The 20870-nt window shown below is 68.6% G+C and carries 13 protein-coding genes; 7 read left to right on the forward strand and 6 right to left on the reverse strand.

Annotation, left to right across the window (positions count from 1 at the left end; genetic code table 11):
* Positions 1–32: 32 nt before the first annotated feature.
* Genes MHW47_RS00560 through MHW47_RS00575 form a run of 4 tightly spaced genes read right to left on the reverse strand, consistent with a single transcriptional unit; the run spans position 33 to position 5942 of the window.
* Positions 33–506: a hypothetical protein gene (locus MHW47_RS00560; RefSeq protein ID WP_239220560.1), complete on the reverse strand. Its 474-nt coding sequence runs from the start codon at positions 504–506 to the stop codon at positions 33–35.
* Positions 503–2659 carry a hypothetical protein gene (locus tag MHW47_RS00565; protein ID WP_239220561.1) on the reverse strand — a complete coding sequence of 719 codons (2157 nt, stop codon included), beginning with the start codon at positions 2657–2659 and terminating at the stop codon, positions 503–505. Before MHW47_RS00565 ends, MHW47_RS00560 begins: the two co-directional genes overlap by 4 nt.
* Positions 2656–4473 carry a hypothetical protein gene (locus tag MHW47_RS00570; protein WP_239220562.1) on the reverse strand — a complete coding sequence of 606 codons (1818 nt, stop codon included), beginning with the start codon at positions 4471–4473 and terminating at the stop codon, positions 2656–2658. Before MHW47_RS00570 ends, MHW47_RS00565 begins: the two co-directional genes overlap by 4 nt.
* The gene (locus MHW47_RS00575; protein WP_239220563.1) at positions 4470–5942 is read right to left on the reverse strand and encodes a tyrosine-type recombinase/integrase; all 1473 of its coding nucleotides are present in this window, start codon (positions 5940–5942) and stop codon (positions 4470–4472) included. Before MHW47_RS00575 ends, MHW47_RS00570 begins: the two co-directional genes overlap by 4 nt.
* 28 nt (positions 5943–5970) lie before the next feature.
* Between MHW47_RS00575 and MHW47_RS00580 the strand changes: the two genes are divergently transcribed.
* The 7 genes from MHW47_RS00580 to MHW47_RS00610 all read left to right on the forward strand — a co-directional run bounded on the left by MHW47_RS00580 (position 5971) and on the right by MHW47_RS00610 (position 18822).
* A complete protein-coding gene (locus MHW47_RS00580) occupies positions 5971–6201 on the forward strand; it encodes a hypothetical protein (protein ID WP_239220564.1) in 231 nt (76 codons plus the stop codon).
* Positions 6202–6803: 602 nt separating this feature from the next.
* Positions 6804–7469, forward strand: a complete 666-nt coding sequence (locus tag MHW47_RS00585; protein ID WP_239220580.1) for a M15 family metallopeptidase — start codon at positions 6804–6806, stop codon at positions 7467–7469.
* A 215-nt stretch (positions 7470–7684) separates the two neighbouring features.
* Positions 7685–8803 carry a hypothetical protein gene (locus tag MHW47_RS00590; protein ID WP_239220565.1) on the forward strand — a complete coding sequence of 373 codons (1119 nt, stop codon included), beginning with the start codon at positions 7685–7687 and terminating at the stop codon, positions 8801–8803.
* A complete protein-coding gene (locus tag MHW47_RS00595; RefSeq protein WP_239220566.1) occupies positions 8800–12036 on the forward strand; it encodes a helicase-related protein in 3237 nt (1078 codons plus the stop codon). The genes MHW47_RS00590 and MHW47_RS00595 overlap by 4 nt, the downstream gene beginning before the upstream one ends.
* Entirely contained in the window at positions 12033–14753 is a 2721-nt protein-coding gene (locus tag MHW47_RS00600; protein WP_239220567.1) for a DUF1156 domain-containing protein, read from the forward strand. The genes MHW47_RS00595 and MHW47_RS00600 overlap by 4 nt, the downstream gene beginning before the upstream one ends.
* A gap of 49 nt (positions 14754–14802) precedes the next feature.
* Positions 14803–17805, forward strand: coding sequence for a DUF499 domain-containing protein (locus MHW47_RS00605; RefSeq protein WP_239220568.1), 3003 nt, complete (start codon positions 14803–14805; stop codon positions 17803–17805).
* Positions 17806–17922: 117 nt separating this feature from the next.
* On the forward strand, positions 17923–18822 hold the full coding sequence (locus MHW47_RS00610) for a hypothetical protein (protein ID WP_239220569.1): 900 nt from the start codon (positions 17923–17925) through the stop codon (positions 18820–18822).
* Here MHW47_RS00610 and MHW47_RS00615 read toward each other — a convergent pair.
* Together MHW47_RS00615 and MHW47_RS00620 are read right to left on the reverse strand one after the other, a co-directional pair.
* Positions 18801–19382 (reverse strand): GNAT family N-acetyltransferase, encoded by a 582-nt coding sequence (locus MHW47_RS00615; RefSeq protein ID WP_239220570.1) that lies wholly within the window; start codon positions 19380–19382, stop codon positions 18801–18803. The two genes, MHW47_RS00610 and MHW47_RS00615, sit on opposite strands and share 22 nt — an antisense overlap.
* Complete coding sequence (locus MHW47_RS00620; protein ID WP_239220571.1) at positions 19379–20773, reverse strand: hypothetical protein; 1395 nt, start codon at positions 20771–20773, stop codon at positions 19379–19381. The genes MHW47_RS00615 and MHW47_RS00620 overlap by 4 nt, the downstream gene beginning before the upstream one ends.
* Positions 20774–20870: the final 97 nt, after the last annotated feature.

The following is a 20870-nucleotide window of genomic DNA, read 5'->3' on the forward strand; positions in this document are numbered from 1 at the left end:
GCGAGTACGGTCGTCGCGCCTGGGATGCGGGTCTATCGCAAGGGCCGTACGACACCGTCGGAGTGCTCGGCGAACTGGGTGCGGAGCTTTCGCGCGTCTTCCACCAGCTCCTCATTGAGCAACGTCAGGGCCTGGATCTGGTTGGCGTAGGTGGCCACGGTGTCCTTCAGCTCGCGGATCTCGGCCGCCCGGTCTGCACGCAGCGTGCGCATCTCCTTGCGCAGGCGAATGAGCTCGGTCTTGAGCTCGTCGACCTCCGGGAGTTTGATCTGCGGGATGGCCAGGATTTCCTTCACGGCGGCGGCCACCGGGGAGCGGTAGTACGAGGCTCGGGAGATGCCGGCCTCGGCGGCGATGTTCATCGCGGTGATCGACCCGTCGGTGATCTCCGGCTGGCTGTCCAGCAGTCGCTCGAAGGCTCTCATGATCTGCCGGTCGCGGTCGGTCAGGTCCGGGTTGTCTCGGGCCAACCGGGCGAAGACGGTCTGGGTGGGCGGGGTGGTCATACGCGAGCACCGTCCTCGTCCTTGAGTTCCTCGATGGCGCCGTCCAGCATGGCGATGAACTCGCCGATGGCCGTCTGCTGGTGCGGCGGCAGGTGTTCGGTGTCCTTGAGCTCTTCGCCGGCCAAGTCGCGGCTCATGCGGTATCGGGGCAGGTGGATGGACGAGCGGCGCGAGTTCGGGCAGGTTAGGCACATGTTGAGCATGGGCAGGGGCCGCCCGACAGCTTTGGCACGCTTGCCGCATACCGCGGTGTCGGCGTGGTGGAAGCAGTCGTTGAGGGCGCCGGGGTGCAGGGTGCGGGTCAGATGCCGCAGCATGGTCCGCAGCCGTTCCGGGCTCGCGACTACCCCTGGCAAGTCCCCGAGTTCCGCGCGGATGCGGTCGAATTCGGCTTCGACCCGCTTGACCGCGCCGCCCGCGGACCGGCCGCCCTCGTTCCAGTCGTGGTAGAGGTCTTCGACGTAGTCCAGCAGGGCGACGGCCTTGTCGGCGGCCACCTCGTCGGCGAACCCGGAAGCCGAAGTCCCGGCGTATCCCTCGAAGATCACGTGGCTGGCGTGCTTGTACTGCCGGGTTCCGGCGACGACCCCGAAGGGCTGGTTGGCTATGTGCCAGGACAGCGTGCGACGGAACTGCCGTGTATCGAACGACCAGGCCAGGGGGTCCTCGTCCGTTGCTTCGTCGTCCCCGTCGCTGTCGACATCGTCGACGAGTTCTGTGTCCAACTCAAGTTCCTCAGCCATCGGAAGCGGGATGTAGGGGCCCTCCGGCGTGCTGAACAGGAGGTTCAGATGGTCGCGGAAGTTCTTGAGCCGGAGTGGCATCGTGGACAGGAGGACGTAGCCCGAGCCCTGCCGATATCCGAACAAGTGTGTCGGGTCGTCATTGATGAGCTTCAGCACCTCGACAGCTTCGTGGACGACTTTCAGAACCATCCAGTTGACCTCGTCGCCGGAGAGCTTGCGGTTCTTGTAGACACGTCCGCGGATCTTGTACCGGGTTCGGCCGTCGGCGCCGAGCTCGGTGAATGCGCAGTCGCGCCCGAGTTCCCGTATTTCCATGTCGCGCATGCCCGACAGGTAGGCGATGACGATCCAGCAGGCGACGCGCAGTTGAACGGTCTCGGTGTTCATCGAGGTTGCGCTCAGCGAGGCTCGCCAGGGTTTGCCGGTCGCTGGCCACAGTGCTCGGGCGGGAAGTCCGCCTGGTTCCCAGCCCAGCTCGTTGCCGACGGCCACGAGGAGGGGGCGTAGGTGATGGATGGACCGGGTTCCGCTCAAGTGTTTGATCATTGCCAGGTTCGGGGCTTGGACTATCCCGTCGATGACCGGCGCGTCGGGCGCGGTGTGATGACGCTCGATCGGGAGAGCCGGAAGGCCGCGGCCTTCCGCCCGCCGCCGTTCGATGAACTGCTCGATTTTTCGCCGCGTCTGGCTGCCTTCTCTGCCGAACGGCGCTGGCAGGGGCTGAGCCTTCGTCGCTTCCCTCGTGCGGGCGAGCTCCTCGCGGGCCGCCAGCAGGTCGTGGCTGGCGAGCCGCACGTAGAACACGGCCGCGGCCAGGTAGGGCCGCATGATCTCCTCAGGGATACGCGGAGTGCTGTTCTCGTGATTGCTCGTGGCTCCGGAGATCTGCCGGGCGGTTCGGTAGGGCCAGGGCCTGAGGGTGAGCCTGTCGTAGGACAGGTACGGGCCGAACTCGGCCAGTCGTTTGAGTGCGTTGACCTGGTCCTCGACCCCGGCCGGAGTCGACGATCGCAGCAGTGGGAGCAGGGCCTTCAAGTGCTCGCGGCGCACGTCCTGGAGCCGTTCCACGCCGACGGTCCGGAGATGCGTCCAGACGCGGGCCAGGGTCGTGAGCGCCTGGGGGAGGGAGGTGGGCTTGGCCGGGCGAAGCTGACTGCCTGGCGTTTCGCGCAGGAGCGCGAACGCGAACTCCTTCGCTGTGTGCCGCTGCAGGCCCTCTTCGAAGAGGAGGAAGTTCACCCGGGTGTGCCGTGAGGTCCGCGGGAGGAACTCCCGCAGGTCCCACACGTCGTCGGCGAACCGGGGGCCCCGGTTCGCCTTGCCCTTGGTGAACTTCTTCGGCAGCACGAAGTCGTCGGGGGCGGGGCCGGTCTGCACCGGGAGTGAGGTCTCGAACTTGAGGGTCACTTGATCGCTTCCAAGAAGGAGGTGGGCAGGGCGAGCCGAGGGCCGCCGGCCTCTGCGATCGCGCGGGCGGTGGTGGTCTGGCGGGCGCTGAACCGGTTCAAGACCCCGGTGGTGATGCGCTCGTGCGCGAGGCCAAATCGGGCTTGCCACTCGGGGACCGAGAACTCCTCGCGCTGGCGCTCAATGGTGTCCAGAACGGACAGCACGGCCGGCAGGTGTCGGGTGGTGAACACGGCGTTCGGGCACTCCAGGCACACCCAGGGCGGGACCGGGCACGGTGCCCCCTTCTTCGGCGCATACGGTGAGGCGAAGAAGTCGGTGCACGAGGACAGCCACACGTCCGTCGCGCCGGACAGCGCGTCTTGCACGGCCTGAGGCGGCAGGTCCTCGTCTCCGTCGTCCAGCCGGCTGCCATCGTCGGCCAGTACGACGGGCGGCGGCAGCGCGACTGCCAGCGCCTCCGCGAGTCCGGCCTCCACGGCGGAGTCGTGGATCTCGTCGTGGGCGGGGATGTCTGCGTAGTGCCGGGCCGCGACCCCGGGTGAGTGCCCGCTGACGAAGTCGGGCAGGATCCCGCCCGCGCGGAGGTACTGCCGCGACTTGAACGTCTTGCGGATCCGGCGCAGGTCCAGCGAGACGCCACCACCGTCGTGGTCCTTCATCGCGTCGATCTTGTGCTCCGCCAGGAATGCCCGTCGGGGAACCGTGTCCACCGCGACAGTCCGGGTGAATCGGGGCGCCAGCACGCCCGTAGTCCCGGAGGGAAGCACCCACAGTTCCTCAGCTCCGATCATGTCCCGGGCCCGTTGGGTCAACCGCTGAGAAAGCCGGATGACGCCGCCCGGGGTGCGGAGTGTGCCGCCGTCGCGTACACGCAGCGACTTGTTCTGCTCGCCTGGGGACCGGCGCTTGAGGTAGCTGATCGTGACGTAGCCGCGAGCCGGGCTGACCAGGCAGGTGGCTCGCAGTTCTCTGATGGCCTCGGGCTCCAGCCCCGTTTGGCATGCCAGAAGGACCTGGAAGCGGACCATGTCTCTGGGCGTCAGGTACAAGCGGGAGTTCAGCGCTGCCCTCCCGCCGTGCTTGGTGATCGCGGGGATTCCGCGGTGGTCCAAGGTGAGCGGACCGCAGTTCGCCAGGTACCAGCAGATGTTCTCCAGCCGGTCCCATCCGTGTACCTGCGGGTCATGGCCCTTCTCTGCGAGCGTCTCGCCTTCCAGGATCCGGTCGCGGACCGTGCCGACGCCGGCCAGAGCCGCAGCCTCCAACGCTTCGAACACCGGGAACGGGTAGGCGTTGAGCGGCTTGGCGGCAATGCTTTCCTCGGAAGTCCGTTTGGAGTTGATCCGGTGGCTGAACTCCAGCTCGAACTGGCGGGGATGGGACTCATCGATCCTGCGGAGCAACCGTAGGAGCAGCAAGAGTGCCGCCCTGGCCCCTTTGCTATCCGCGCTGTATCGGTTGGCCAGGGCTTGCTCGAAGCCGTCGAGTAGGCCCGGTTCCAGGTCGTCCAGAGCCAGCTCTCCGTGCCCCTCCAAGGCGGCTGTGGTGAACGTGACGAATGCGCGGACCGTCTGGACGGCTTCCTGCAGACGCGTTCGCTGCCGCACGCCTCCTCTGGTGCCGAGTTCCTCGATCAGGGCACTGGCCAGTGGCCGGACCAGCCGAGGATGGCCGAGATCGGACAGATCGACCTCCTGCTCCGTGCCGAGCACCAGGACGGGCACGGAGAACACCACCGGCCCGATGCTCGGCACCGGATCCGCCGTCGGTGGGGCCGTGGTCGCCGAGAACCGAACGCGCTTCGGGCTCACAGGCCAGCCTCCGGGACCTCGATGCTGTCCAGCACCGCTGCCTGTTCGTCCCACTCGGCCAGCGCCGCGAGGACGATCTCCTGAGCCTCGTCCAGAACATCCAGATAGAGGTAGACCGTTCGCTCTTGGGTGTGCCCGAGCAGCAGCTGCAGCTTGCGCATCGGATTGCCGATCAGCATCCGCTTGATCTGGGCCAACGTGAAACGGCGGTCCTCGGCCATGCCCATCGCCCGGATCGTCTGCCGCAGCAGCAGCCCCAACATGTGCACGGCGAACGTGTGTCGCAGGGTGTGCGGGTGCACGTCGAAGTCGAGGCCGAAGCCCGCGCACCGTTCATTGGCTCGCCGGAACGCGGACTGCCATGTGGAGCTCTTCAGCGGCTGCCCGCCCTCGCCCAGCCAAAGCCACAGCGGCCCCAGCTCACTGCCCTGCGCATCCACCGACACCAGCCGTAGTCGGTCCTCGTACCCGATGCCCGCATAGGCCCAGGCCCGCGGCCGGCCCTCAACTAGCAGTGCCTGCCGGCTCGACCGCAGCACCCGGTGCCCGTTCCTCCAGATGTAGCCCCCGGCCTCGCGGGTACGCTGGACCACCTCATCGCGCTCGATCGTGAGGTAGTGGTGCAGATCGCGCACCACACGCCGGCGCGCGTAGACCGTGCGGGCCTTCTCTCTTTTCGTCGTCGACTTTGACAAATGGAAGGCCCCTCGACCGTGGGCCAGCGGCGGGGCTTCGGGTACCAGCAGGCATGACGCCTCCGTCAGGCGCATCCCGGTGCACACCAGCAGGTCCGCGAACAGCGCGTTGCGTTCACCGTTGCGCCCACGCCACTTCGGGTCGCGGCCGCCGTCCGGCAGAAAGCCGCGCAGCCCCACGTCCCGCCACAGCAGGTAGTCCTCGTACGGAAGGAACCTGATCGGCCGGTCACTCCTGCCCGGCTCCGCCTCCGCGTTCACCCGGACCTGGACAGCACCGTGCGGAGTCATCACCACCTTGTCGACGTACCGGAACGGCTCCTCGGTCAGGAGTTCCGCGTCGAGCGACCACTGCACCCACTTGTCGAGCGAAGCGACCATCCGGTTCCAAGTGCCGTACTCGATCCGCTCGTCGGGGTTCGCTGCGAAGAGTCGGGCCTGCTTGAGAGCACGCAGATCCGCACCGTTCATCTCCCAGATCGTCTTGCCGCCCCGACCTTCGTGAAGAAAACGGCACACGAGCGTCAAGTCCGAGCAGTACGCCTCCTGGCCGTTGGTTGAGCGGACACCCCAGCTCGGCAAGTCCCTGATCATCCGGTTCAGATGCACGTCGTAGGAACCGGCAGGCATGAGGACGAATCGCTGCCCCTCCTCGACACCAGCCCTGCGCAGAACCCCGGATACGTCCGCACCGTCCACGGTGGCGAGCCCTGTGACAGTGCGATGACTGGCGACCAATACCTCGGCAGCCGCTTCTTCCACGGTGACGGACAACCCGCACTCCTGACCTATGGTGAGACACATGAGAAGACCGCATAATCTCGCGATCTTTGAGACACCTCATAGTGCCGCCATAACCTGCGGCAGCCGCACCGCGGCGATCGACAGCGACATCCCGGAGATCGGCATCAACGTCACGGCCCTCGACGACACGACCGGCGAAGACCTCGTGCCGATCCACGCGTCCTTCCACGACAACGCCGTGCGCTGGCTGCCTTCGGTGGCACAGACAGAGCCCAGCGCGACCGGCTGACACCGCCTTCGAGCTGCCACCCCACCGAGGGGCGAAAGCGGAAGTGAGAGCAAGGGCTTTGAGTATTCAGGCGGTGTCGGATTCCAGGAATCTGGGTGCTCCAAGCATCGGGGTACCGGTGACGAATAGCGAGCCGCCCTCGGGCAAGGGTTACATCAATTTCATCGAAGCGGCCTCAACACACCAGACAACACAGCAAAATTGGCCATACGGGAACGGTTCATCCCGTCCTTCGGCTGGCCGTCCCGCTCCTCCGGCAGCCGCCACTGCGCGCCGCTACAAAGAAGGGGCGCAAGATGTGAACACAAGCACTTGACAGGGAAGTGTGTTCTTGTGTCCATGAAACGCGGATCTCCGGCGGGCCCGCAGTGCTGTGGGTCGGCTTCCCCCTGGACTCCCTGATCTGGACCGGGCCCGGGGGCGAGCCCAAGTGGTACGCGACCTATCCGACTCTCCGGCGTGGTTTTTGTCCCGACTGCGGGTCACACGTGGTGTCCGTGGCCGACGGCTCCACCACGGTCATGGTGACCGGGTTCTCCCTCACCGACCAGAGCGGCATCGAGCCCCTCGGCCACTCCTACCGCGAGAACGCCGCGCCCTGGATGCACATCACCCTCGCTCCCGCTCCGATCGTCCTGATGTCCGACCCCCGCGTGGCGGCCATCCCCGTCGCCGACTGCGGCGAGCCGCTCGTCGACGTACGGGGAACTCTGCTGGTCGACGACCGCCGAGCCGACTCCACCGGCTCGTACGTCCACCTGCGCCGCGGCGTCCTCGACCGGCTCGTCCACGCCCAGTCGCTCCTGCCCAATGGGCTGCGCCTCCTCTTCGTCGAGGGCTACCGCCCGCCCGACCTTCAGCGGCGGTACTTCGACGAATACTCCGGCGAGCTTCGCGCGGCCAACCCGGCCTGGTCCGACGAGCAGGTCCACCAGGCCGCCAGCCGGTTCGTGTCCCCTCCGGAGATCGCCCCGCACAGCGCTGGCGCCGCCGTCGACCTCACCCTCGTGAACGCCGCCGGTGCCGAACTGGACATGGGCACCCATGTCAACGCGAACCCAGAGGAGAGCGACGGCGCCTGCTACACGGACGCCGCCTTGATCAGCCCCCAGGCCCGCGCGAACAGGGCGTTGTTGGCCAACGCCCTGTCCGCAGCCGGGCTGGTCAATTATTCGACCGAGTGGTGGCACTGGAGCTGCGGCGATCGGTACTGGGCCTTGATGACCAACCAGCCGGCGGCACTGTATGGGCCCCTCGACCGTCACTGACCGAGCCACCACCGCTGGCGGCCACAACCCCGGCGGAGGGCACGGCCTCCTTTTGGGCTTCGCTGCCCTGCGGGAAGGGCGGCGAAGCCGCCGACGAGCCACGCCGCCTGGCGGATGCATCGGATCATCCAAAGGCGTACGCCGACGGCATACCGGACGGGTACGCTATCGGCGTACCTTCTGTAGGCCCTGCGGCATACCTCTGGGAGTCGGCGATGCGGGACACCGCGAGCCCGTTCACGTTCGACGGGCCAGTCCCTCTTGACTGCATGATCGACCGGCGGTCGGAAGCCGACACGATCAGGGAGTGGACCCGCGAGAGCCGGCTGATGAGCCTGGTGGCGCCGCGGCGCTACGGCAAGACGAGCCTGATCCGCAAGATCGCGTCCGAGAGCGAGAAGGCCGAGCTGATGGTGGTGACCGCCGACCTGTTCGAGGTTGCCAGCCTCTCCGACCTGGTACTTCGCCTGGAGCGTGCGTGGGCCCAGCACACGCCCGAGGATCTCCGACCAACGGCAGGCAAGATCCTCGGCAGCGCTCAGGTCGGCGTGTCGATCTCTGGGGCCGGCTTCGCGCTGACCATGGCGGACAAGCCCGCCACCGACCCGGGGCCGGCGCTGCACGCGCTGATGGAGCTGCCCGCTCAGCTGGCTCAGCACAAGCCCGGGCGGATCTTGATCGTGCTGGACGAGTTTCAGTCCGTCGCCGGGGTCCCGGGGGCGCAGGCCCTGATCTGGCAGCACGCGTGGCGGCAGCGGCAGGCCGTCTCCTACCTCTTCGCCGGCGGCGGACCGGGGATGCTGTCGACCGCGCCGGACGATGGGGAGCACCGCATGGGGCAGACGCGGACGCTCCGGTTGGACCGGCTGCCGCCCGCGGAACTCCGTGAGGTGATCAAGGACCGGTTCGCTGCGGGAAACCGGGACGTGTCCGGCGTGGTGGACGGGCTCGTTGCGGCGGGTGAGGGGCATCCCCAGAGGACCATGCTGCTGGCCCATCTGCTGTGGCTGGAAGTTGCTGCGGGTGAGCGGGCTACCCCCGATGATCTCGAAGCAGCGATCGCCTCAGCCCTGCGACAGGTCGACGCGGAGGCCCGCGCCACGATGAGCGGGCTCACTGTGGGGCAGCGCAAGGTACTGCGGGCGGTGGCCGAATACGGCACGCCCATGGCGGCCCGGGCCTTGCGGGCCCTGGGGCTTCCCAAGACCACGGCCCAGAAGGCGACCCCGCACCTGGTCGCCACTGGGCTCATCGAAGACACAGACCAGGGATGGCGTGTGATCGATCCGCTGTTGGCCCGCTGGATCCGGACGAACTACGGGACGCGCGCATGAGCATGCAGCCTGAGCACGACGTGGTGTTCGAACGCGGGCAGCGGGTGCGGGTCCGGGCGGCCGGAGTGCCTGAGTTCGCCACCATCCGCTTCGCTCTGCCGGGCGACGAGCCGGGTTCGTGGGACCTTATCCTCGTCGACGACCAAGACCGCCGGCACGAGGTGAACCTGGCGGCCGGTGATACCCAGACGGTTCGTCCGCTGGTCAGTGATGGCCGGGCCGACTCTGCCCGGGTGCTGGCAGCCATGTGGACTCAGTGGATGTACGCGGCGGCCACGAACGCAGAGTCGAGTGCCATGGCGGCCACGCCGCTGAAGCCGTACGCGCACCAGACGACGGCCGTGTACGGCGCGATGCTGCCGCAGCCCCTGCTGCGCTTCCTACTCGCCGACGAGCCGGGCACCGGCAAGACGATCATGGCCGGTCTCTACATCCGGGAGATGCAGCGACTGGGCCTGGTCAAGCGCGCCATCATCGTGTGCCCGGCGAACCTGGCCACGAAGTGGGTGGACGACTTCGAGCGGCTGCTGGGTGGCGGGCTGCGGCAGCTCACCTCGGCCACGGTCCGTGAGAACGCGCTGAACTCCAACGACCTGTGGGTGACCTCCCTGGAGCTGGCAGCGGTCAACCCCGCTGTCCAGGACGCGATCCGGCCGGACAAGGCCGGCTGGGACCTGGTGGTCTTCGACGAGGCACACCGGCTGACCCCGACCGCGGCCGGATTTCATCAAGTTGGCCGGCTGCTGGCCAAGAACACCCCGCGGGCCCTGCTGATGACCGCCACCCCGCACCGGGGCAAGGAGTGGCTCTTCCGGCATCTTCTGCACCTGGTCGATCCGGAGATCTACCCCGACCCGGGTAGCGACCCCAACGTCGAGCTCAGCGCTCTCCGGCCGGGCCCGATCCACTTCCTGCGACGCATGAAGGAAGACCTGGTCGACTACGACGGCAAGACGCGCCTGTTCAAGGGCCGAACCGCGCACAACCACAGCGTCGCCCTGTCGCAGACCGAGTACGGCTTCTACCAGGCCGCGCTGGACATGGTCGACCGGTACTTCGCGCCCTCGGCCCAGCCGCTTGCCCGCATGGTCTACGGCAAGCGGGCCGCGTCCAGTCTGCATGCCCTCGCCGAGACGCTCCGCCGGCGCCACGACCACATGGGCGCCATGAGCGAGGCCGAAGCAGCCCTCATCGCCGACCGCGAGGACCAGGGCGACGAGGCGGAGATCGACGAGGCCAAGGTCATCCACACGAGCTCGACGTCCACGCGAGCCGAGCGGGCGGCGATCAAGAACCTCGCGGACCAGATCAACGCCACGATCGGCAACCCGGCGTGGACGCCGTCGAAGTGGAAGCGGCTGACCGGGGACTGCCTGGCCAAGCACGGCATTCTCCCGGGCAACGGCGAGCAGGCCGTCGTGTTCACCGAGTACGCGGACTCGGCCGAGTGGATCTCCAAGCGCCTCGAAGCCGAGGGGTTCACCGCCCGCCTGTACTCCGGACGACAGAGCAAGCCCGAGCGCGACGAGGTGCGCCGGGCTTTCATGCGAGGCGAGTTCCAGGTCATCGTCACCACCGACGCCGGCAACGAAGGCATCGACCTGCAGGCCGCGCACGTGCTGGTCAACTACGACATCCCCTGGTCCCTGGTCCGCCTTGAACAGCGCATGGGACGCATCCACCGCGTCGGCCAGCTCCGCGACGTCCACCTGTACAACCTGGTCGCCACCGACACACGGGAAGGCGAGACGCTCCTACGACTGCTGGACCACTTCGTCACCGCGGCCAACGAGCTGCGCGGGCAGATGTTCGACAGCCTGTCAGCGGTCGCCGAGATCACGGGCATCGACTACGACAAGTGGCTGTCCGACCTGTACGGCAACGACGAGATCAAGAAACAGCAGGCGATCGACGCCGCCCGCGCCGTCCAGGCGCAGGAACTCACCCGCGCAGCCCGGCAGGTACGCGACAACGAGCGCCGCCTGGCCAGCCAGGTCGACGCGGTCGCCGCGCTGACCCTGCTCCAGCGCGACCTGTTCGCCCGGATCAACCCCGCGATCGTCGAGGCGTACCTCGACCGGCTCGCCGCCGCCGGCGTGCTCCGGTCGGCCCCTACCGCCGCCGGCACTGGATTCCGGAGACTGTCGCTGACCGGCGGGGCACGGTTCCCGGCCACGCTCGGCAGCGCGAGCGAGGTCCACATCGCCACCAGCGGCGACGCGGTGCGCGAGGCCGCGGAGAGCATCGACGTCGGCGACACCATCACCCTCGGGCCCGGCGAGCCGGGCTTCGCCGACCTGATCGGCATGGCCGAGCACGCCCTGGCCGAGGACCTGCACCAGTCCGGCGCCGCCGCCGACCCCACCAGCCTCACCCCGTACGACCTGTACGCGTACACGGCGACCATGACCGAGAGCGATGGCAAGCGTGCCAGCATCTGGGCGAGCCTGGTCAAGGTCGACGACAGCGGCAACGCCCGCCCGGTGCGGTGGGAGACCCTGGCCAACCTGGTGCCCACCGGCCAGCACGGGACCGCGCCTCATCCCGCGCGCGAAGGGCATGCGCTCACGACGGCCCGCGAGGTGGCCGCCGCCACGGTTGCCGAGCACCGGCGGGTACGGGCCGACTGGTTCGCCCAGGCGCGCCGCGACCTGACCAATCTGCCGCTGAGCCTTACCGAGGACATCGACGACCGGACCAAGCGGGTCGAGCTGCGGCGCCGTCTTCAGGCCCAGACTGCCCAGCGCCTTGACGAACTCGAACGGCTCGCGGACGTGCAGCTGACCGACCCGAAACTGATCGGTCGGATCCGTGTCCTGGCCGCGGCCGACGTCACAGTCCAGGCGGAGCTCGATGCCGAGCTGGTCTCCATGCGGCACGTCCAGAACCTCCTCGAAGATGACGGGTGGACCGTGGAAGACGTCCACACCGAGAGCCGCGGCTACGACCTGGAAGCTCGCCGCAACAGCCAGATCCGGCACGTCGAGGTCAAGGGCGTGCTGGGCAGCGCGGCCAGTGACGGCATCCGGATGACCGGCAACGAGGTCCTGATCGCCACCCAGCACCGCAAGGACTACTGGCTCTACGTCATCGACCAGTGTGCCGACGGCCGGGGCCGCTTCTTCGGCGCTTACCAGGATCCCGCCACCCTTTTCGCCAACGACATGACCGGGAGCGCGGTCTTCCGCGTCCCGGGCAGCAGCCTCAAGAACGCACCGGGGAGCAACACATGACCAGGATGATCGAACGATGGTTTCCCAGCGCGGAGGTGTCGGCCAACAGCGACAAGGGCTGGGGCTCCGGCAACAGCGAGATCTCCCTGTTCATGTGGTTCGCCAAGCGGCCCACCGCCCAGGCCAAGGCCGCCACCATCTGCTCGCTGCTGCCGTGGCCCGACGACGCCGAGGAGCAGACGCGGCTGCAGAATCTGGTCCGGGAGGCGATGACAGGCCGCTACTCCGCATGGGGCGACCTGCAGGCCGAGATCGCCAAGACGAACCCCGAAGGCGCGACCACGCTCGACCCGTTCTCGGGGCGGGGCATGATCCCCCTGGAATCCGCGCGCCTGGGCGTCCAGGCATCGGCCGTCGACTACAGCCCGGTCGCGGTGCTCGCCAGCCACCTGCTCACCTCCGCGCCGTTCGAGGACTGGAGCGAGGAGCCCGAGCTTCCCTTCGGGGAAGAGCGGGACCAGCTCCTGATGTCCCGTACCGACCGGCTGCTCGGCGATCTCGAAACACTGTTCGCGGAGATCCAGACTCGGCACGCGGCAGCCATGAGCGACGTCTACCCCCGCCACAACGGCGCCCTGCCGTGGGGCTACCTGTGGTCCGTCACGATCCCCTGCCAGGAATGCCACCACCGGTTCCCGCTCATCGGCTCCTACGAGCTGATGCCGGCCCGCGGCGACAGAGGGGCCGTGTCGTTCTACATCGACGCGGACCGGGCCTCCGGCACGTGGGAAGCGGTCGTGACCCCCGGCAAGCCCACTCGAACGCCCACGCTGACCAACGCCGTGGTGAACGGCAAGAAGGTAGCGGGCAAGAGCGCGATCTGCGTGTTCTGCAACCACGTCCACCCGCTCGCCGTGCACCGCCGCCTGCTGGACGAGGGACAAGGTCAGGACGCTCTGGTCCTCGCTGCGGACACTGACGTCAAGAGCCAGAAGACCTTCCGCCAGCCCACGGACGCAGAACGCGAGGCGGTCGCAATGGCCGACCGGGCGCTGGCCGCGGAGCCGGCGTTCAGCCCGTTCCTGCCCGCTGTTCCGGACGAAGGCATCGCACCGGGCAACAACAACATCATCGGCCCGAGCATCTACGGGGCCAAGACCTACGGCGACTTCATGGTCACCCGCCAGACCCTGTCGTACGTACGGCTCGCACGCATCATCAACGAGCTCGGCGACGAACTGACCGCCGCCGGAATGACACGGGACTACGTGCGGGCCCTGACCGGGTATGCGACCGCCGTCGTGGTGAAGAAGCTGCGCCGCTCCACACGCGGCGCCCGGTTCCAGAGTTCGGGTGGCGCCCGCGTCGGGGACCTGTTCGTCAACGAAGGGTCGATCACCTTCTCCCACGACTTCTTCGAGGCCGGCATCGGAGACGGCCCCGGCACATGGAACTCGATCGCGAGCAACGTGCTGGCCGCGTGCCGCAACCTGTTCGCCGACCTGCGCGGCGCACCGGCCTCCGTACAGCGGGGAACCGCCACCGCCCTGCCCTTCCCGCCCCGTGCCTTCACCGCGGTCGTCACCGACCCGCCGTACGACCAGATGATCGCGTACGCGGACGCCTCCGACCTCTTCTACACGTGGGCGAAGCGGTGCCTGCACAACACCTGGCCGGAGCTCGCGATCACGGCCGATCCGCACGGCTGTCAGGACAAGAGTCAGGAGATCATCGTCAAGCGGGTACGGGGCGAAGCCCCCGACGAGCACCGTACCCGCGAGCACTACGACACCCTCATCGCCGACGCCTTCGCCCAGATGCGGCAGGTCGTCCGGGACGACGGTGTGGTCACGATCGTCTTCGGCCACGGGGAACCCGAAGTGTGGCAGCGGCTGCTGCACTCGATCGAGCGAGCCGGACTGGTGATGACCGGCTCCTGGCCGGCCAACACCGAGTCCGGCGGCCAGCAGGGCAAGGCCAACATCGAGACGACCCTGACCATGGCCTGCCGCCCGGCTCCGGCGGGCCGCCCGGCCGGCCGTAAGGGCGCCGTCGAGGCGGAGATCAAGACGGAGATCAAGCAGCGCTACCCCGACTGGGAGCGGTGGGGCCTGGCACCCGCGGACATGCTGATGGCCGCCGCCGGCCCGGCCATGGAAGTCGTGGGCCGCTACAGCGAAGTCCTCGACGCCAAGGGCGCGCCCGTCGACATCCACACGTTCCTGCCGCTGGCGCGCGCCGCGGTCCAAGAGGCCATGGCGGTCGAGGTCAACCGACAGCCGCTGGCAGCCTTCGACGCCCGCACCCGGTTCGCCCTGTGGTGGATCAGGCTCTACGGCCGTCAGGTCCAGGCGAAGTCCGAGCTGCGGTGGCAGGCGCTCGCGTCCTCCCTCGATCTGGCCTCGGTGCGCAACCTCGTCGCAGACGCCGAGAAGGGCGTCCGCTTCATCACCTCCCGCGAATACATCGGCAAGGTCGACGGGGACTCCGCTTCCATCGACGTCGCCCTGGCGCTCGCCGCAGCATCCGGCGAAGGACTGCAGGCCATGGGTCAGGTGCTGGCGGCGTCGGAGCGAGGAGTCGACGACACCTACCTGTGGTCGACCGTGCAGTTCCTCGCCGACCGGCTCCCCGACAACGACCCGGACTCCATCGCCTTCACCCGTGTCCTGCGTACCCGAGCCGGAATCGGAAGCGCCGCCGAAGCCGCCGCTGCCAGCGCCTTCGCGAGCGCCCGCCGCCAGCAGGAGCAGGACGCCCAGCTGAGGCTGCACTGATGACGAACACCGTACGAGCCCCCATGACCACCAGCCCAGGAGACCAGCAGTGACGACGAGCGTGACACCGTGGTGGAAGGCACTGAAGATCCGTGACGAGATCCTCAATGCCTCCGGCCAGATCGATGACGTGCAGATGTCACTGTTCCGGGCCGTCCACGCAACCGGCGCGGACCGGCCGCCGTACGCCGACGCCGGCTACTACGGCGACATCACCCACCCCACCGAGCGCCTGATCGATCTGCTCACCGAGATCGCTGTCCGCATCGGTGGCGGCGAGGACCACCTCAAGGCCCGGGCCGTCACCCGCCTCGACCAGGGCATGGGCGGCGGCAAGTCACACGCCTGCATCGGCGCCTTCCACCTGGCCTCCTCCCCCGAGGCCCTGCTGGCCACAGAGCTCGGCGAGAAGGTCGCCGAGCGGGCACGGGCCAAGATGGGCCGCCCGCTCGCCCACGACCTCGGCCAGCCGCACGTCGTCGTCCTGCCCTGCGACAACATGACCGCAGGGGCCGGAGTGAAGGAACTCGACGGGCCGGCCGTCAGCCTCCACGAAAGGTTCCTGTGGCGGCTGTTCTCCAAGGACTACGCCCTCTATGAGCGCTATCAGCCGTTCTGGAGCGACAAGCACAAGATCGCCGAGGCGATCCGCGCCGTGAACCGGCCCGTGCTGATCATCGTCGACGAGATCCTCGACTACATCGGCAACGGCCTCGACGGCAGCAACAAGCCCGAGCTCGCGGCCCAGGACATGGCATTCCTCCGAGCCCTGCTCGACACAGTCAACGACGTGCCCCACGTCGCCATGCTCGTGGTGATGATCGCCTCCGACACCGACAAGACCGCCCTGTCGGCTGCCGCCAAGGAACGCCGCGACGACCTCAACACCCAGCTCGAACGAAACGGCCTTCCGTCCACAGTCACCGAGGTGGGCGACTTCGCCAACATCCTGCGCCGGCGACTGTTCGATACCGAGCCCGCCCGCGAGGTCCTCGCCGCGACAGCCGCACTCTACGAACCGGTGCTCACCGACCGGGCCTGGGCCAAGCACGTCTGGGAGCAGATCGGTGCTGACTGGCGACGCAACTGGTCCGACGAGGTCGCCGCCTGCTACCCCTTCCACCCCATGCTGATGGCCCTGGCGAAGGACGAGTGGAGCAGGGTCACCGGCTTCCAGCGTGTACGATCCACGATCCGTATCTTCGCCGCCACGGTCTACGCCCTCCAGCAGCGCGGCAAGGCCGGCGAGTGGGCGCCAGCGCTCATCGGCCCCGGCGACCTCCCGCTCTCGGACAGCACCGTTCGCGAAGCGCTCCTGGGCAGCGGACTCGTCGAGGACGACCGTACGATCGCGAACTACCGCAGTCTCGCCGAGATCGAGATCGTCAACCACGACGGATCCACGGGAACCGCACGCCGACAGGACCTGGAGCGTCCCGAAGCTCCCTGGATCGAAACCAATCCGCACGCGGCCGAGCGCGCGGCCACCTTCATCTTCCTGGCAAGCATCGTCGGTACCCTGCGTCCCGGACGCGGACGCGGCGCCAGCGCACCCGAGGTCAAAGCCGTCACCAGCGTGCCGGACATGCGCTACACGATCACGGATGCCGACAGCGTGGTCGAGGAACTCGTCGACCAGGGCCGGGGCATAAGCGCCCTCGACATCGTCCGCGGGCAGGGCAACAACAAGCCGGCCAGGTACTTCCTGTCCACCCGTCTCACCCACCGGATGCTCGTCACCAATATCCGGCGCACCATCACCGACGACGAGCGTGACCAGGTCATCTCCGAGTTCGCCCAGAAGCTGGCCAGCACCGGCCCGTTCCGCGAACTCAAGTTCCTGCCCGCCGACCCGCAGAGCACCGCAGCCGAGGTCATGGCCACGAGCGGCCTGGACACCGCCTACACGACCCGCCTCATCGTGCTCGACCCTGCGCAGTTCAGCCTGCGTAACGGCATGGAGAAGTCGACCCTCGAGGCACTCACCGTCGCGATGGGACTCGGGCAGGGCGCCCAGCAACTCCCCGTCCAGTGGGCCAGCAGCGCGGTCTACGCGGTCGCGAACACGCAGCGCCGCAGCCTCGTACGCAGCCTGGCCGTCGAGTACCTGGCTCGGCAGAGAGCCCTGGCTGCACCCGAAGTGCAGAACGACAGCGAACTCAAGACGACCGGAACCAAGGAGCTCGCCGCCGCAAAGGAGCAGTTGGAGAAGGCCCTCAGGCGGACCTACCAGCACATCGTCTTCCTCGCCCAGCCCGACCCGGACGGAGATCGGTACCTCGACGAGCTCACGCACGACGACGACAACTTCACCGCCCTGAACGGCACCGCCGTCTGGAAGGCGCTCGCCGCCCGGGACAAGGTCTTCGACGTCGGTGAATTCACTCCCAGGGCACTGCAGCACAACCTCCGCGACCAGGACTACGGCAAGACCCTCTCGGACATCCGGGCCGCGTTCTACAGCGCTCCGCGACTACCCCTGCTCTACGGCGGCGACCGCGACCTCCAGCAAGCGATCCACGACGCCGTCAACGAGGGCCTCGTCAGCATCGTCGACGGCACGGGCACAGAAGTCGCCGTCACCGCACCTGGACAGGTCAACCTTTCGAGCACCAGCCTGCGGCTGGCGAAGCCACAGCCCCGGGCGTGCCCGACATGCAGCGCACCGGCCCACGAGGGCCCGTGCGCAACGAACAGTGCCCCCGAAGCCCCGGGTGGAGCCGCCCCGAGCGGGGCTGCCAGCCCCGGCCCGTCCAGCAGCCCGAACGACAACGACAGCCGAGGAACCAGCGGTCGCAGCTCAGACGTCGACACTCCTCCATCCGCTAAGGACAAGCAAGCGGCGTTCTCGTTCACCAGCAACCTGCTGGCCAGCGCCGACGGCGCCGACGGGTTCGCCGCACTGTTCCGCGCGTTCTACATGGCCCTGGATGAGCGGCAGATCAGCTACCTGCAGGGAACGATCCAGGTCGTCCTCAGTGCCGATGCCGCCGAACAGGTCCAGCAGCGCCTTGAGGAGCTGGGCATCACGGCCAACTTCAAGGAGATCTAGGCACGGGTCGAGCACGCGGCCGGGGCCGCGCCACAGCGCGACAAGGGTTGGCGGCGCCTTCCCCCGTCGGCGGCCGAGCAGGCTCGGTCGCCGACGGGGGAAGGCGTCATCGATGCCTTGGCTCTGGCGCCCCTCCACGCGGAGGACCGGCAGGCAGTACGCGAGCCCAATGACCTGGTCGGGGAAGTCCGTACCGCGGTCGAGTACGGGCTGAACGATCCGGTGGACTCGGTGGAGATGATCAGCACGGCCGAGGAGACCGCCCGTGCCGTTGTGACGGCGCTGTCGAGCCCTTGGTCGCTCTACACCCCGCAGGACGCCGCGACGGCCGCAGCGGGGCTCTTCGTCCAGCTGGAGCAGCAGGCCGCCGCCGTGGCGGAACTCGGGCGGGCGGTGGAACGGATCGCCGGGCGGGGGGAGACAGCCCTGCCCGCCGCGGCCGGGCCCGGTCGGCCGCCGAACCTTGCCGACGCCCTGGCCGCTCTGCACGCGAACCTGGTCCAGAAGCACGCTGTAGAGGACCACGTCGGGGGTGTGGGTGTCGGTCTCGGCGATCAGCGCCGCCTCGGCACGGGCGAGTTCGGGGCGGCGGAGCGCGGCGAGGATCTGGGCGCCCTTGCCCCGGCGCAGCCCGGTCAGTGCGACCTTTCCGGCCTGGGTGGGGGTGAGGTTGAGGACCGGGTGACTGTGGCCGGTCTCAGCGCTGGTCAGGTCGGTCCGGACGACGTCCGCGGTGACAGCCGCGGGCAGGTAGCCGTCGGCGGTGGCGAGCGTGTGGCAGAGCCGGTCGGCGAGCACGGCGTACTCGGAGCGGGTACGCGGCAGCAGGCCGACGCGGAACGGGGACGGTGCCAGGCCGGTGCCGGTGTGGGCATGCTCCGAGCGCCCGCGCGATCAAACCGAATGACTGCCCCTCGCGCCAGCGTCTCCAGATCTCATCCGGCTGTGCCGGCGAAAACCCGTAGTCACGCACCTGTACCTCCACGATCACATGATCATCCGTGGGGGGTGCGTTGATCGCTTGAGGGTGCCTCTGCAAGTCGACTCCCCGGAGGCACCGGGGAGTCGACTTGCTCTCGTGACACCTGCTGTTGCCGGATGTCCTTTCTGAGTGCCCGGTTGATGTCGGGGTTGCGGCCGGGGACGTAGGAGTGGATCGGCTCGTAGCCGCATGCGGTGTACAGGCCGAGGGCGGCGACGTTGTGTATGCCGGTTTCCAGCAGGATCTCGGTGGGGCCTCGTCCGAGCACGTCCTGTTCCAGAGCGGCGAGGATGCGGCGCCCGAGTCCCTGCCCGCGAGCGGGCGGCGCGACGTACATCCGTTTGATTTCGGCGGCCGAGGCGTTGAGGGTGCGCCAGCCTCCGCAGGCCAGTGCCGGCCCGTCTCCGAGCCGGGCGACGAGGAACAGGCCGTTGGGGGCGTGGAATTCCGCGTTCTCGGTGGCTTCGGGGTCGTCGGCGGTGCCGTAGGTGGCGAGCTGCTCCTGGTGGAGGGCTCGGGTGAGGGCGCGGGCGTCGGCGGTGCCGTACGGCACGGCGGTGAGTGTCCACTGAAGTCCGGCCTGGAGCAGCGTCATGGTGTCGATAGTGCCGTGTGGAGTGCGTCCAGCGCATCCCCGTGCCCGGCGGCGCGCAGTTGTCGACCGGCGGCGGTGCGGACTCCGGTGAGGAGGGTGCGGCAGCGGATGGACTGGACCTGCGGGAGGGTGGTGGTCAGGGCGGTGATCCAGTGGGCGGTGGCTTCGGCGTCCCGGGCTCCGATGCTGGCGCGGACGAGGTGGATTCCGTGGAGGAGACCGGACCGGCGGTAGCCGGTGGCCGTTCCCTGGGCGGCGATCGGGTTCAGGAGGTGGGCGGCCTCCTTGAGCAGGAGGGATCGTCGCCCGGGGGTGTGGCTGGCGAGGTCGACAAGTGCCTGGCCCGACTCGGCGTCGATCTGATGGGGGGTGAAGTAGTAGAGGGAGGGTGGGTCGTCGCTGTGGCGTTGGCCGTTCAGCTGCCGGCATCGGTCGGTGGCCCGGCGGAAGGCGTCCAGGTCTCCGGCGGCGGCCTGGGCGGTGGCGAGTCGCCCCCATGCCCGGGCCTGGACCAGTGGGACGGCTTTGGCGGAGTGTTCTATCGCGGCGTGGGCGAAGCGCAGGGCCAGGATCGGGTTGTTGCCTGCTGCGTGCTGGTAGGCGAGCATGCCGAGGGCGTTGGAGACCGTGGTGGTGTCGCCGGCGGCGCGCGCGATCCGGATGGCCAGGAGCTGGTAACGGTGGCCGGCAGGGTCCAGGCCCGCGTCGAAGCTCATCCAGCCGGCGAGCTGGGCGGCGCTGGCGGCGTACTGGAGGAGGCGGTTGCCGGTGGCTGCGTTGTAGCGGCCGGTGTGGATGAGGGTCAGGGCCTCATGCAGGGCGATGCGGGCCTGGCGCTGGCTCAGGGGGCCGCCGCCAGCGCGGTCGTCGAGACGGCGCAGTGCGGCGAGCTGCTCGAAGAGCATGTCGACGAACTCGGGGGCGACGTAGTTGCCGTCGCCCAGGCCGGGGGCGGGAGGGACGGGGGCTTGGCGGGTGGCGTCCCACACGGCCGCGGTGAGGTGTTCGGCGGCAGCTGAGTGGACGAGGGCGGGCTGGACGGCGCCGCTTGTCCACTCGGACGCGGTGCGCAGCACGTGTTCGAGTGGCAGAGGGCCGAGCAGGTCTTCGGTCTCGGCGGCCTCGGCAGCCGGCTGGTCGACGCCCCACAGCTGCGCGGAGGTGTAGCGCAGGTCTGTCGCCTCTGTCAGGACGACTGCCACGACGTCGCGCACGGCGGCGGAGCGGGGCCGGTGCCCGCGCAGCCACTTGTAGCCCGCGGTCAGGTCTACCGAGGGTTGGCCCATGGCGTTCAGCCGCGGGTTGATGGCTTTCACAAGCTCACGGGCCGACCACTTGGCGCGGTCCAGAGCGTCGGCGAGTACGGACGAGGGGACGAGATCAGTCACCACGCCATGACGTTAGGTCACAACCGGTGAGGGTGGGAGGTTTCACGGGATTTCACGCTTCCGGTGCCTGCTTCACGTCCTTCACGGCCCGGGCATCTGG

The sequence above is a fragment of the Streptomyces sp. OfavH-34-F genome (assembly GCF_022347745.1).
Lineage (GTDB): Bacteria > Actinomycetota > Actinomycetes > Streptomycetales > Streptomycetaceae > Streptomyces.